The following is a 13,345-nucleotide window of genomic DNA, read 5'->3' on the forward strand; positions in this document are numbered from 1 at the left end:
ATGGTGTGATCATGTCCCGGCTCGCGGATGCCCCCCGAGGGCCCTGGGTAGGGCCCGGCCATGACGCAGCAGCCCTTCGAACTCCCGCACTTCTACATGCCGTACCCCGCGCGGCTGAACCCGCATGTCGACGAGGCGCGTGCCCACTCGACGGCGTGGGCGCGCGAGATGGGCATGCTGGAGGGGTCCGGGATCTGGGAGCAATCCGACCTCGACGCGCACGACTACGGACTGCTGTGCGCCTACACCCACCCCGACTGCGACGGCCCGGCGCTCTCCCTGATCACCGACTGGTACGTGTGGGTGTTCTTCTTCGACGACCACTTCCTGGAGACCTTCAAGCGCACCCAGGACCGGGCCGGCGGCAAGGCCTATCTGGACCGGCTGCCGCTGTTCATGCCGATGGACCCGGCGACCCCCGTGCCCGAGCCGCAGAACCCGGTCGAGGCCGGCCTCGCGGACCTGTGGACGCGCACCGTGCCGTCGATGTCCGCCGACTGGCGCCGCCGTTTCGCGGTGGCGACCGAGCACCTGCTGAACGAGTCCCTGTGGGAGCTGTCCAACATCAACGAGGGCCGGATCGCCAACCCGGTCGAGTACATCGAGATGCGCCGCAAGGTCGGCGGCGCGCCCTGGTCGGCGGGCCTCGTGGAGTACGCGACGGCCGAGGTCCCGGCGTCGGTCGCCGCGTCGAGGCCGCTGCGGGTGCTGATGGAGACCTTCTCCGACGCCGTCCATCTGCGCAACGACCTGTTCTCCTACCAGCGCGAGGTCGAGGACGAGGGCGAGCTCAGCAACGGCGTGCTGGTCCTGGAGACCTTCTTCGGCTGCACCACCCAGGAGGCCGCCGACACCGTCAACGACATCCTGACCTCCCGACTGCACCAGTTCGAGCACACCGCGCTCACCGAGGTCCCCGCGCTCGCCCTGGACGCGGGCCTCACCCCGCCCGAGGTCGCCGCCGTCGCCCGGTACGCCCAGGGCCTCACGGACTGGCAGTCCGGCGGCCACGAGTGGCACATGCGCTCCAGCCGCTACATGAACGCACGCGCGCGTGACGCCAGGCCCTGGCACGGACTGACCGGTCCCGGATCCTCCGCCGCCGACGTCGGCGCGCTGCTCGCCGCGGCCGGCGCCGAACGCCTGCGCGCGTACACGCACGTGCCGTACCAGAAGGTCGGACCGTCCCTGCTGCCCGACTTCCACATGCCCTTCCAGGTCGAGCTGAGCCCGCACCTGCCCGGCGCCCGCGAACGCCTCACCGGCTGGATGCACCGCATGGGCATGCTGCAGGAGGGCGTCTGGGACGAGGACAGGCTCGCCGCCGCGGACCTCCCGCTGTGCGCCGCCGGCCTCGATCCGGACGCCACGCCGGAGGCCCTCGACCTCGCCTCCCAGTGGCTCGCCTGGGGCACGTACGGCGACGACTACTACCCCCTGGTCCACGGCCACCGCCGCGACCTGGCCGCCGCCCGCCTCACCACCCGGCGCCTGGCGGACTGCATGCCCGTCGACGGCGAACCGGTCCTCGTCCCCGCCAACGGCATCGAGCGCGGACTGGTCGACCTGTGGGCGCGCACCACGGCGGAGATGACCCCCGGCGAGAGGCGTGTCCTCAAGGACGCGGTGAACGTCATGACCGAGAGCTGGGTGTGGGAGCTGTCCAACCAGCTGCAGCACCGCATCCCCGACCCGGTCGACTACCTGGAGATGCGCCGCGCCACCTTCGGCTCCGACCTCACCCTCAGCCTGTGCCGCATGGGGCACGGCCCCGCCGTACCGCCCGAGGTCTACCGCAGCGGACCCGTCCGCTCCCTGGAGAACGCCGCCGTCGACTACGCCTGCCTCCTCAACGACGTCTTCTCCTACCAGAAGGAGATCGAGTACGAGGGCGAGATCCACAACGCGATCCTCGTCGTGCAGAACTTCTTCGGCGTCGACTACCCGACCGCGCTCTCGGTCGTCCACGACCTCATGACCCAGCGCATGCGCCAGTTCCAGCACGTCACCGCCCACGAACTGCCCGTCGTCTACGACGACTTCGACCTGTCGGAGCAGGCCCGCGAGGTCATGCGCGGCTATGTGGCCGACCTGGAGAACTGGATGGCCGGCATCCTCAACTGGCACCGCTCCGTGGACCGTTACAAGGCGGACCACCTCGCCCGGCGCACCCACGGCTTCCTGCCCGATCCGCGAGCCGCTGTCACCATCCACTGAAACTTTTCGTGCGGAACGGGACATTCAGGGAACTTCACCGGGATGCCAGGAGTCTTCTGAGACAAGGGGAACAGACAACAGAACACACGGGGGTGTTCGACTTGACCGACATCATCGAAAGGATCACCGAGAACGACGGCACGGGAAGGGCGGCACCGGCACCGGACGAACTGGTGCCGTACGTCACGCCGTTACCGGTCCCGCCCGTCCTGCGGCCGGGCGCCGGCGACGTCCTGCGCGAGACGGAGATCGCCGTCCGCCCCACCTGGGTCCGGCTGCACCCGCAGCTCCCGCCGACCCTGATGTGGGGCTACGACGGCCACGTACCGGGACCGACCATCGAGGTACGCCGGGGGCAGCGGGTCCGCATCGCCTGGACCAACCGCGTACCGAGCGGCAGCGAGTACCCGGTCACCTCGGTCGAGGTACCCGTCCGCGCGCCCGGCACTCCGCCCGCCACCACCGAGCCGGGCCGCGAGGGCGTCGAACCGAACAAGGACGTCGCGGCCCTGCCCGCCTGGACGGTGACCCATCTGCACGGAGCGCAGACGGGCGGCGGCAACGACGGCTGGGCCGACAACGCCGTCGGGTACGGCGACGCCCAGCTGTCGGAGTACCCGAACGACCACCAGGCGGTGCAGTGGTGGTACCACGACCACGCCATGAACATCACCCGGTGGAACGTGCACACGGGCCTGTACGGCACCTACCTGCTGCGGGACGACGAGGAGGACGCCCTCGGGCTGCCCGGCGGGGACCGGGAGATCCCGCTGCTGCTCGCCGACCGCAACCTCGACACCGACGAGGACGGAAGGCTCAACGGACGGCTGCTGCACAAGACGGTGATCGTCCAGCAGCAGAACCCGGAGACGGGAAAGCCGGTCACCATCCCGTTCACCGGCCCGTACACGACGGTCAACGGCCGCATCTGGCCGTACGCCGAGGTGGACGCCGCCTGGTACCGCTTCCGGCTGGTCAACGCCTCCAACGCGCGCATCTACGAGCTCGTCCTGGTCGACGAGGACGACAACCCGGTCCCGGGCGTCGTCCACCAGATCGGCAGCGACGGCGGGCTCCTGCCGCGCCCGGTCCCGGTCGACTTCGACGAGACGCTGCCCACGCTGACCGCCGCGCCTGCCGAGCGCTTCGACCTGCTCGTCGACTTCCGCGACCTCGCCGGCAAGAAACTGCGCCTGGTCAACAAGGGCCGTGGCCAGGCCCCGGGCGTGCCCGACCCGGTGAACGACGTGCGCTACCCGGCCGTCATGGAGTTCCGGGTCGGGGCGGGCGAGTGCACGGACACCTTCGAGCTGCCCGAGGTGCTCTCCGGCTCCTTCCGCCGGCTCACGCACGACATCCCGCACGGCCACCGCCTCGTCGTGCTCACCGTGCCCGGCACCAAGGGCTCCGGCGGCCACCCGGAGATCTGGGAGATGACCGAGGTCGACGATCCCGGCGAGCTCCAGCCGCCCGCCGACGGCGTCATCCAGCTCACCGGCGCGGACGGCACCACGAAGACGTACCGGCGCACCTCCCGGACCTTCAACGACGGCCTGGGCTTCACCGTCGCCGAGGGCTCCTACGAGCAGTGGAGCTTCCTCAACCTCGCGCCGATCGTCCACCCGATGCACATCCACCTGGCCGACTTCCAGCTGCTGGGCCGGGACGCCTACGACGTCTCGGGCTTCGACCCGGCGGCGGGCGGCACCCGCGTGCCGATCGCGTTCGACGCGACGAAGCAGCTGCCGCTCGCGCCCAACGAGCGCGGCTACAAGGACGTCTTCCGGGTGCCCGGCGGCCAGATACTGCGTGTCATGGGGAGGTTCGACGGTGCGTACGGCCGGTTCATGTACCACTGCCACCTCCTCGAACACGAGGACATGGGCATGATGCGGCCCTTCGTCGTCATGCCCGAGGAGGCCATGCGGTTCGACCACGGCGGGGCGCACGGCGGCCACGGCGAGGGTCACACGGGCTGAGACCCCGCCCGCGCCGCGTGCTCCACCGCGGCGCCGCCGTCGCCACCGGCACCGTGGACCTGGGCCTGGTCGACGGCCTCGCCGCCCCCAGCGACCCCCTGCGGCTGCCCGACGTGGCCCCGCTGACCACGCACTGCGCCGGGGAGGAGCCCGTCCGCGTCCTCCCCGGCCGGCCACCCGCTGGCCCGGCGCCCCGGCCTGCGCCTCGGCGACCTCGCCGACGCCCTCCCCGACTGCCTAAAGGGCGTGGGCGGTGCCCCCAGCTCGACGCCCCCGACGCGGGTCTGCCGCTGGCCCACCTCCGCGCCGCGAACGGCGGCCACGGTTTCCGCCCCGCCCTGCGCTACGAGGGCACCGACGTCCGCACCCTCACCACCCTCGCCGCCGCGGGTCACGGCCTGGCCCTGCTGCCCGAGTCGGCGGCCACGGCGGTCCCCGGCGCGACGGCCGTCGCGCTCACCCACCCGCGCGTGGTGCACCGTACGGAACTGGTGTACGTGGGGTCACTCGCCGGGGCGGCGGTGACGCCGGCGCGGGCGCTGGGCGCACGCGGGTGACCTCGCGCCCGCGCCGGGCGACACGCGTCTTCCCGCCCTTGACCGCGGGTCAGTCTCACTCGTTCGTGGCTCGTCGTGCGCCGGTGCGCCGGGTAGTGCTCCGACCGGAGGCGATCCATGGAACAGACTGCGTTGCGTCCCAAGCCGATGCCCGGCCGGAACCCCGGCGGTGGTGCCCGCCCCGGCACCCCGGCCCGTCGCCCGCATGCCGCGCGACGACGCGCGAGGCGGCTGAGGGCCGTGCTGTTCGGCCTGTTCGTCGGGACGGTCCTGGTGCTGTCCGGCGTCGGCATCGGCACCGTCGGCGCCACGGTCATCGGCATGAGCAAGCTCGCCGACCTGCAACGCCGGGCGCACACCCCGGTGCCGGCCCGCCCCGTCCCCTCGCCGTCCTCCGCGTCCCCGAGCCCGGCCCCGTCCGCGTCCCCGGCACCCGCCGCCGCGACCCTCGGCCTGGAGGCCGTCGACGACCGCGGACCGGGCGCCCTGGTCGTCGGCGTCCACGTCCCCGGCCCCGCCTGCTCGGCCGGCCTGGTCCGCGGCGACGTACTCCTCGCGTTCGGCGGCACCCGCGTCGACACGGCCGCCGACCTCGCCCGCGCCGTGGCCCACGCCCGCCCCGGCACGCGGGTCACACTGACCGTCCGTCACCGCGGCGGCGGATACCAGCGGCTGACGGCCGTACCCGGAGTCGTCACCTGACCCCACGGAGCCGGGCCGCGCAGGCGCGGTGAAAACCGCTGGCCCGGCTGCCCGGGCACCGACCACCATGGGGCGCATGCTGAGCACCCTCCTCGCCTTCCTCGGCGCCTGCACCCTCATCGCCGCCTCGCCCGGCCCCAGCACGGTGCTGATCATCAAGCAGTCGCTGCGCAGCAGGCGTTCCGGTCTGCTGACCGTGCTCGGCAACGAGACGGGGGTCTTCGTCTGGGGAGTCGTCGCCGCCTTCGGTCTGACCGCGCTGCTCGCGGCCTCCGAACTGGCGTACGACGTGATGCGGATCGTCGGCGCGGTCGTCCTGATCGCCTTCGGCGTCCAGGCGCTGCGGCAGGCGCGGCACACCGGGGACGCCGCGGCCGGCTGGGAGGGCGGCGAGAAGAGCGGCTGGGCCGCCTACCGGGGCGGGCTGCTGCTCAACCTCGCCAACCCCAAGGCGGCGATCTTCGCCATGTCCTTCCTGCCGCAGTTCGTGCCCCGGGGAGCCCCGCACCTGCCCGCCATGATCGGTCTCGCCGCGCTGTGGGCGGTCTACGAGATCGGTTACTACGGCCTGTACGTGTGGTTCGTCGGCCGGATGCGGACCGTGCTCTCCCGCGCCGGGGTGCGCCGGCGCCTGGAACAGGTCTCCGGGGGCGTGCTGCTGCTCCTCGGTGTGCGCCTCGCCCTGGAGAGCTGACGCCATGACCGGCCGAGGCGTGCCAGGACCCGCAGACCGGTCGCGCGGCCCCCGCTGTCCGGGCAGGATGCTGCCCGTAGTCCCTTGTGGTCCCTCAACCCGCCCAGGGAGGCCCGGATGACCGGCACCGCGCCCGCGCCCTTCACCGCCGACGACTACCGGGCCCGTATGGACCGCGCCGCGCGCGCCGCGGCGGACGCCGGTCTCGCCGGGCTCCTCGTGGCCCCGGGCCCGGACCTGGTGTGGCTGACCGGCTACACGCCCCCCGCGGCCACCGAACGGCTCACCCTGCTGGTCCTCGCCCCCGGCCGCGCCCCCGTCCTGGTCGTCCCCACCCTGGAGGCGCCCGACGCGGCGCGGGCACCCGGCGCGGGCGCGCTCAATCTGCGGGACTGGACCGACGGCAAGGACCCCTACGCCGCCACCGCCGCGCTCCTCGACGTCAGCGGGCGCTTCGGGATCAGCGACAACGCCTGGGCGATGCACCTGCTCGGCCTGCAGCGGGCGCTGCCCGGCACCAGCCACGTCTCCCTCACCGAGGCCCTGCCGATGCTGCGCGCCGTCAAGGACGCGACGGAACTGGAACTGATGGCGGCCGCGGGCGCGGCCGCAGACGCGACGTTCGAGGAGATCAGGAAGGTTCCCTTCGCGGGCCGCACGGAGTCCGAGGTCGGCGCCGACCTCGCCGGTCTGCTGCGGCGCTTCGGCCACTCCCAGGTCGACTTCACCATCGTCGCCTCCGGCCCGAACGGCGCCAACCCGCACCACGAGGTCGGCGACCGGGTCATCGAGCGCGGCGACATGGTCGTCCTGGACTTCGGCGGCCTCAAGGACGGCTACGGCTCCGACACCTCCCGCACCGTGCACGTGGGCGAGCCCACCGACGAGGAGCGCCGGGTGCACGACCTGGTCCGCGAGGCCCAGGAGGCCGGGGTCCGGGCGGTGAAGCCGGGCGTGGCCTGCCAGGAGGTGGACCGGGCCGCCCGCTCGGTCATCGAGGACGCCGGGTACGGCGAGTACTTCATCCACCGCACCGGGCACGGCATCGGCGTCACCACGCACGAGCCGCCGTACATGATCGAGGGCGAACGGCAGCCGCTCGTGCCCGGCATGTGCTTCTCGGTGGAGCCCGGCGTCTATCTGCCCGGCCGGTTCGGGGTGCGGATCGAGGACATCGTGACGGTCACCGAGGACGGCGGCCGGCGGCTGAACACCACCGACCGCGAGATGGTCATAGTGGACTGAGCGTCCCAGGAGCCCCCGCACACCCCCGAGTGACAACGGCGCGACCATGACCCAGGCACCGACACCCACCGCGGACACCGTCCGCCGGCTGGTCAGTTCCCTGCTCAAGGACGGCGGGGGGACGGCCGGTCCGGAGGTACGGCCCGTCGCCGAGGGCGTTGGGCACTCCACCTGGTGGGTCGGCACCCGCCATGTGCTGCGCCTCGCCCCGGACCGCGAGGCCGCCCTGCGCCAGCGCCGGGAACTGCGGCTGCGCGACCTCGTCCGCCCCCACCTCCCGCTCGCCGTCCCGACCAGCGTGGCGCACGGCGAGTGGGCGCCCGGGCTGACGTACACGCTCGACACCAAGGTGCCGGGCGACACGGCGGAGGAGCACGACGTCTCCGCCGTCGGCGAGGCCGACCTCGCGGGGCTGCTCACCGGGCTGCGCGAGGTGCCCGTACGGCAGGCCGAGACGCTCGGTGTCCCGCGCACCGCCCCGCGCTCCCTGGAGGGCCTGCGCCGGGCCGCCGAGAAGGCCGCCCACCTGCTCGCCGGAACCGACGAGTTCGACCCGGTACGGCTGCACCAGCTCACCTCCGCGGCCGCCGTCCAGCTCGCCGCGCAGCCCGGCACCGCGGTCCTCGCCCACCACGGCCTTCGGGGCGAGCACCTCGTCGTCAGCGCCGACGGACGGGTGCGCGGGGTCCTCGACTGGACCGACGCGGCCGTGGGCGACCCCGCCGAGGACATCGCGGGCCTCGCGGTCGCCGTCGGCTCCCCGGCCGCCGTCCGCGCCGCCACCCTCGCCGGCTACGGCGCCCGCCCCTGTCTGCGCGGCCTGTGGCTGGCCCGCTGCGACACGGTGATCCGCCTCGCCGCACACATCGAACGGGGCGACACGACCCCCCTCCCCGTGCTCGGCCGCCAGCTCCGCCGCGCCTGGGAGGCAATCCTGCTGGAGCGGGTGACGGAATTCCGGGAGGCCGACGGAGGCGAGGAGTTCTGACACCACCGACCCGGAATCACCCGCACGCACCACCCGCTTCGAGCCCGCGCGTGGGATGTGCAGGAGCCCTGGATCGGCGGCCCGCGCGGGGTCCCGCGGATCGTGCGCGGGATGTGCGGGGGCCTCGGTTGGGCGCCCGCGCGCGGGATGCGGAGGAGTCCTGGATCGGTGGCCCGCGCGGGGGTCCCGCGGGAGCCCCGGTTCGGCCGGGCCCTGCGCGCCCCGCCCGCCCCGCCGCCGGTCAGCGGCGTCCCGGCCCTGGCCGCCCGCTGGCGGCCCACCGTCCGGGGGCCCGGCCCGCCGGATGTGCAGGAGGCCCCGTTCGGCGGACCGCGCGGGGCCTGTAAGAGCTTCGGTTGGCGGCCCGCGCACGTGACTTTGCAGGGCCCGGTTTGGCGGCCTGCGGGAAGGACGAGCAGGAGCCCCGGTTTGGCGGGTCGCGCGCGGGATCAGCAGGACCCCCTTCAGCGGCCCGCGCGGGAGATGCACGAGCGGGAGATGCACCAGCCCCCCGTTCGGCGGCCCGGTGGGGTTTTGTCAGGTCTGGAGCAGGATTACGGCCGACTCGCCGGGTACGTGCAGTACCCCGTCGGCGCCCGGGGCCCGCACCGGCTCCCACGCGGCCAGTACGCGGGCCTCGCGGGGGCCCAGCGGGATGGCCGCCGGTTCCTTCGCGAGGTTCAGCGCGACCCGCACGTCACCGCGTCGGAAGGCGATCCAGCGGTCCTGCTCGTCGTAGGCGACCTTGATGTCGCCGAGGTCGGGGTCGGTGAGGTCGGCCTGTTCGTGGCGCAGGGCGATGAGACGCCGGTACCAGTCGAGCACGCGCGCGTGGGGCTCGCGTTCCGGCTCGCTCCAGTCGAGGCAGGAGCGGTCCCGGGTCGCCGGGTCCTGCGGGTCCGGCACGTCCTCCTCGGCCCAGCCGTGCGCCGCGAACTCCCGCCGCCGGCCCCGCCGTACCGCCTCGGCGAGATCCGGGTCGGTGTGGTCGGTGAAGAACTGCCAGGGCGTCCCCGCAGCCCACTCCTCGCCCATGAACAGCATCGGCGTGAAGGGCGCGGTCAGCACGAACGCGGCCGCGCAGGCCAGCAGCCCGGGGGAGAGGGTGGCGGACAGACGGTCGCCCTGGGCGCGGTTGCCGACCTGGTCGTGCGTCTGGGTGTAGCCCAGCAGCCGGTGCGCGGCCACGCGCGTGGTGTCCAGCGGCCGCCCGTGACGGCGGCCCCGGAAGCTGGAGTACGTGCCGTCGTGGAAGTAGCCCCCGGTGAGCGTCTTGGCGACCGCGGCCAGCGGCGCGCGCCCGAAGTCGGCGTAGTAGCCCTGCGCCTCGCCGGTCAGCGCGGTGTGCAGGGCGTGGTGGAAGTCGTCGTTCCACTGCGCGTCCAGCCCGAGGCCGCCCTCCGCGCGCGGGGTGATCAGCCGCGGGTCGTTCAGGTCGGACTCGGCGATCAGGAACAGCGGGCGTCCCAGATCGCCCGAGAGGGCGTCCACGGCCGTCGACAGCTCCTCCAGGAAGTGGCACGCGCGCGTGTCCGCCAGCGCGTGCACCGCGTCCAGCCGCAACCCGTCGATCCGGTAGTCCCGAAGCCAGGACAGGGCACTGTCCACCAGATACGTCCGCACCTCGTCCGACCCGGGCGCGTCCAGGTTCACGGCGGAACCCCACGGCGTGTGGTGAGTGTCCGTGAAGTACGGCCCGAACGCCGGCAGGTAGTTGCCCGACGGCCCCAGATGATTGTGCACGACGTCCAGGACCACCCCGAGTCCCAGCTCGTGCGCCCGGTCGACAAACCGTTTCAGCCCCTCGGGCCCGCCGTACGGCTCGTGCACGGCCCACAGCGAGACGCCCTCGTACCCCCAGCCGTGCCGCCCCGGGAAGGGGCACAGGGGCATCAACTCGACGTGGGTGACGCCCAGTTCGACGAGATGGCCGAGCCGCTCGGCGGCGGCGTCCAGGGTGCCCTCACGGGTGTACGTGCCCACGTGCAGCTCGTAGAGCACGGCGCCCGGCAGCGGCCGTCCGGCCCACTCGGAGCGCCACGCGTACCGGCCCTGGTCGACGACCGCGCTCAGCCCGTCCGGGCCGTCCGGCTGGCGGCGCGAGCGCGGGTCGGGCAGCACGGGACCGTCGTCCAGCGCGAACCCGTAGCGCGAGCCGTCCCGCGCGTCGGCCTCGCCCCGCCACCAACCCTCGCGTTCCGGATCTCGCTCCAACGCGCGCGTGGCGCCGTCGCAATGGAGCGTCACACGGCCGGCCTGCGGTGCCCACACCTCGAACTGCACGGACGGTTCCCCTTCGTCTGCTCACCGTGATGTAGCCCGTCCATGGTGCTTCAAACGAGATCAGCGCGCTTTCGAATCCTCCCTTTCCGCGCCGGTGTCGCGGGGTACGCGCGCGTGGCGGCCGTTTTCTCGTTTTCTGGACACCCGGGGTTCACTGACCGACAATCACCAACGTGACGTCGTCCTTCGAGTTCAACACGTACCCCGCGCGACTGTCCGACGCGGAGCGCGACAAGGCGCTGAAGGTGCTTCGGGACGGCGTCGCCATGGGGCGGCTCTCGCACGACACGTTCATCCGCCGCATGGAGCTGGCGCTCGCCGCCCGCCGCTCCGACGAGCTCGTGGCCCTCACCGCGGACCTGCCCCAGGAGAGCCGCCTGGCGCGCCTGGTCTTCGGCAGTGTGGAGGCCGTATCCGGCTTCACCGTACGGCTGCGCAGGGCCTGGCAGGCCGAGCGGCTGCCCAAGCTGCTGCTCCCGCACCCGGCGGGCGGCCACCCGCTGCGCATCGGACGGGATCCGGCCAACGGACTGCGGCTGACCCACGAGACGGTCTCCCGCGTGCACGCCGAACTGAGCCGTCAGGGCGGCATGTGGGTGCTGCGGGACCTCGGCTCCACCAACGGCACCACGGTCAACGGACGGCGGGTCATCGGCGCCGCCGTGGTCCGCGAGGGCGACCAGGTCGGCTTCGGTCGGATGTCGTTCCGGCTCGCAGCCGACTGAGCCACGCCTTAGCTTTGGCCTGAGCATGACACGGCGTTGAGCTGCTGTGATGGCTCAAATCCCTTTCCTCCCCGCGGTGTTGACGTACCCCTCAAGTCGTGACTGACTGTGCGTACGTCATGCACGTCAGGTGAACCGACGGCACAGCATCGGGGAGGTGTGCCCTGCCGCCCCTCCTGCGCTATCCGACCGTCGACGAGCTCGGCGCGCGGGCGGCGGCACTCGTCGCCCGTCGCCCCCGTGACGCCCGTCTGCGCCGCGTCGGCACCTCCCGGGCCGGCACCCCCATGTGGCTGCTTTCCGTCGGTCACGGCAGCCGTCAGGCCCTCGTGGTCGCCGTTCCGCACGCCAACGAACCCGTCGGCGGCGCCACCGCGCTGCGGCTGGCCGAACGGGCCCTGGCCGACCCGCGGTTCACCGAGGGCGCCGACGCCACCTGGAACCTGCTGCTCTGTCTCGATCCGGACGGCCTGCGCCGCAACGAGGGCTGGCTGTCCGGCCCGTACACCCTCGGCCGGTACTTCCGGAACTTCTTCCGGCCCGGCTTCCACGAACAGCCCGAATGGCTGCCCGCCGGAGCGGCGGCCGCCGCCCTGCCGGAGACCCGCACCCTGCTCGACCTCCAGGACGAGCTGCGGCCCTTTCTGCAGTGCTCGCTGCACGGCGTCGACGTCGGCGGCGGCTTCGTCGAGCTCACCCGCGACCTGCCCGGCCTCGCCCAGCGCGTCGCGCACACCGCGGCCCGCCTCGGCATCCCGCGCGAACTGGGGCCGTACGACACCCTGTACTGGCCCAACATAGGTCCGGCCGTCTACCGCATCCCGCCGCCCCGGCCCGGCGATCTGGCCGCGGCCATCACCGAGGCCGCCGTCGAGTCGACCTGGTACCACCCGCACGGGTACGGCACGGTCACGGCCGTCGTCGAGGCCCCCATGTGGGGCGTGGCCGCCGTCGAGGACGGCTCCCCGCCCGCCGACCGCGCCGCCGTGCTGCGCACGGTCAGCCACACCCTGCGACGCGACGCGCAGCTGCTGGAGCGGCTCCTGGCGCGGCTGCGCCCGCACACGACGGGCGCGCCGGACGCGGCCCGCCTGCTCGCCCCGGTGGACGACTATTTACTGGTCTGCCCCGGTCTCGCCGACACCTGGGACCCCGACATCGCCGACGGGACGCGCCCGCTCCCGCCGCTGAGCACCGCCCATCTGGCCGCCCTGCGCATCGCCGGCCGGCGGCTCGCCCTGCGCACGGCGGGGCTGCTGCACCAGCTCGTCACCGGTGCCGGGCGCGATCCGGCCGGGGTGCTGCCCGACCTGGACCGGCTCATCGGCGAGTGGTGCGCCGACTACCTCGACGGCTGCGGGGCCCGCTGGATCCCGGTCGCGCGTCAGGTCGAGTACCAGTCGCGCGTCGTCCTGCACGCGTTCGAACTCGCCGAGCGGTACGCGCCCGCGTGCTCCCGTTCGGGTGAGCCGGGGTGGGGTTCGGAGGCCGCCGTGCCGATGCATCTGGAATGACGATCAGCACCACAGCGAAAGCGGTACGCGGCGCCCTGCTGGCGGCCGCGCTGCTCCTGGCCGCCGCGCCCCAGGCCCAGGCGGCCCCCGGCCCACGCCTGCCGGACAACTGGCTCTACCTCACCGTCACCAAGGGCGACTCCCGCTCCAGCGACACCCGGGGCACCCTGCTGCTGTGCGATCCGCCCCAGGGACACGCGCGCGCGGCCGAGGCGTGCGCCGAGCTGGCGGCGGTCGACGGCGACATCGGCGCGCTCCCGGCCAGGGACGTGATGTGCCCGATGGTCTACGCGCCGGTCACCGTGCACGCGCGGGGACAGTGGAGCGGCCGGGAGGTCGAGTACGTCCAGACCTTCTCCAACGGATGCGCCCTCGGGGCGCGCACGGGGGAGGTGTTCGCGCTCGACGGGTGACGCGCGCGGTGTGCCGCGTGCCGCGGGG

Annotated in this window: 10 protein-coding genes and 1 pseudogene; 10 read left to right on the plus strand and 1 reads right to left on the minus strand. The window is 73.5% G+C overall.

Going from position 1 to position 13,345, the window contains the following annotated elements:
• Window positions 1–60 precede the first annotated feature (60 nt).
• The 7 genes and pseudogenes from cyc2 to ABZZ74_RS05465 all read left to right on the plus strand — a co-directional run bounded on the left by cyc2 (window position 61) and on the right by ABZZ74_RS05465 (window position 8,382).
• Window positions 61–2,217, plus strand: coding sequence for a germacradienol/geosmin synthase Cyc2 (gene cyc2 / locus ABZZ74_RS05435; protein WP_356761998.1), 2,157 nt, complete (start codon window positions 61–63; stop codon window positions 2,215–2,217).
• Window positions 2,218–2,318: 101 nt separating this feature from the next.
• Entirely contained in the window at window positions 2,319–4,196 is a 1,878-nt protein-coding gene (phsA, locus tag ABZZ74_RS05440) for an O-aminophenol oxidase PhsA (RefSeq protein WP_356761999.1), read from the plus strand.
• Window positions 4,197–4,228: 32 nt separating this feature from the next.
• Window positions 4,229–4,753: pseudogene (locus ABZZ74_RS05445) on the plus strand (LysR substrate-binding domain-containing protein); the annotation flags it as partial.
• A gap of 117 nt (window positions 4,754–4,870) precedes the next feature.
• A complete protein-coding gene (locus ABZZ74_RS05450) occupies window positions 4,871–5,455 on the plus strand; it encodes a PDZ domain-containing protein (RefSeq protein ID WP_356762000.1) in 585 nt (194 codons plus the stop codon).
• Window positions 5,456–5,531: 76 nt separating this feature from the next.
• On the plus strand, window positions 5,532–6,149 hold the full coding sequence (locus tag ABZZ74_RS05455) for a LysE family translocator (RefSeq protein WP_356762001.1): 618 nt from the start codon (window positions 5,532–5,534) through the stop codon (window positions 6,147–6,149).
• A 117-nt stretch (window positions 6,150–6,266) separates the two neighbouring features.
• Entirely contained in the window at window positions 6,267–7,394 is a 1,128-nt protein-coding gene (locus ABZZ74_RS05460; protein ID WP_356762002.1) for an aminopeptidase P family protein, read from the plus strand.
• Window positions 7,395–7,440: 46 nt separating this feature from the next.
• Complete coding sequence (locus ABZZ74_RS05465) at window positions 7,441–8,382, plus strand: aminoglycoside phosphotransferase family protein (RefSeq protein ID WP_356762003.1); 942 nt, start codon at window positions 7,441–7,443, stop codon at window positions 8,380–8,382.
• Window positions 8,383–8,919: 537 nt separating this feature from the next.
• Here ABZZ74_RS05465 and treZ read toward each other — a convergent pair.
• Window positions 8,920–10,665, minus strand: coding sequence for a malto-oligosyltrehalose trehalohydrolase (gene treZ / locus ABZZ74_RS05470; protein WP_356762004.1), 1,746 nt, complete (start codon window positions 10,663–10,665; stop codon window positions 8,920–8,922).
• Between the two features lie 173 nt (window positions 10,666–10,838).
• Between treZ and ABZZ74_RS05475 the strand changes: the two genes are divergently transcribed.
• From ABZZ74_RS05475 to ABZZ74_RS05485, 3 genes are all read left to right on the plus strand, one after another.
• On the plus strand, window positions 10,839–11,390 hold the full coding sequence (locus tag ABZZ74_RS05475; protein ID WP_133041623.1) for an FHA domain-containing protein: 552 nt from the start codon (window positions 10,839–10,841) through the stop codon (window positions 11,388–11,390).
• Between the two features lie 164 nt (window positions 11,391–11,554).
• Complete coding sequence (locus ABZZ74_RS05480) at window positions 11,555–12,904, plus strand: M14 family zinc carboxypeptidase (protein ID WP_356762064.1); 1,350 nt, start codon at window positions 11,555–11,557, stop codon at window positions 12,902–12,904.
• The gene (locus ABZZ74_RS05485) at window positions 12,901–13,317 is read left to right on the plus strand and encodes an SSI family serine proteinase inhibitor (RefSeq protein ID WP_356762005.1); all 417 of its coding nucleotides are present in this window, start codon (window positions 12,901–12,903) and stop codon (window positions 13,315–13,317) included. The genes ABZZ74_RS05480 and ABZZ74_RS05485 overlap by 4 nt, the downstream gene beginning before the upstream one ends.
• Window positions 13,318–13,345 lie beyond the last annotated feature (28 nt).

Source organism: Streptomyces sp. NPDC006476 (genome assembly GCF_040612015.1).
GTDB lineage: Bacteria > Actinomycetota > Actinomycetes > Streptomycetales > Streptomycetaceae > Streptomyces > Streptomyces griseorubiginosus_B.

Bases quoted from the DNA above. Each gene is read 5' to 3' on its own strand.
- ABZZ74_RS05485 (WP_356762005.1), top strand. From the start codon at position 12,901: ATGACGATCAGCACCACAGCGAAAGCGGTACGCGGCGCCCTGCTGGCG.
- cyc2 (WP_356761998.1), top strand. From the start codon at position 61: ATGACGCAGCAGCCCTTCGAACTCCCGCACTTCTACATGCCGTACCCC.
- ABZZ74_RS05465 (WP_356762003.1), top strand. From the start codon at position 7,441: ATGACCCAGGCACCGACACCCACCGCGGACACCGTCCGCCGGCTGGTC.
- ABZZ74_RS05460 (WP_356762002.1), top strand. From the start codon at position 6,267: ATGACCGGCACCGCGCCCGCGCCCTTCACCGCCGACGACTACCGGGCC.
- ABZZ74_RS05455 (WP_356762001.1), top strand. From the start codon at position 5,532: ATGCTGAGCACCCTCCTCGCCTTCCTCGGCGCCTGCACCCTCATCGCC.
- ABZZ74_RS05450 (WP_356762000.1), top strand. From the start codon at position 4,871: ATGGAACAGACTGCGTTGCGTCCCAAGCCGATGCCCGGCCGGAACCCC.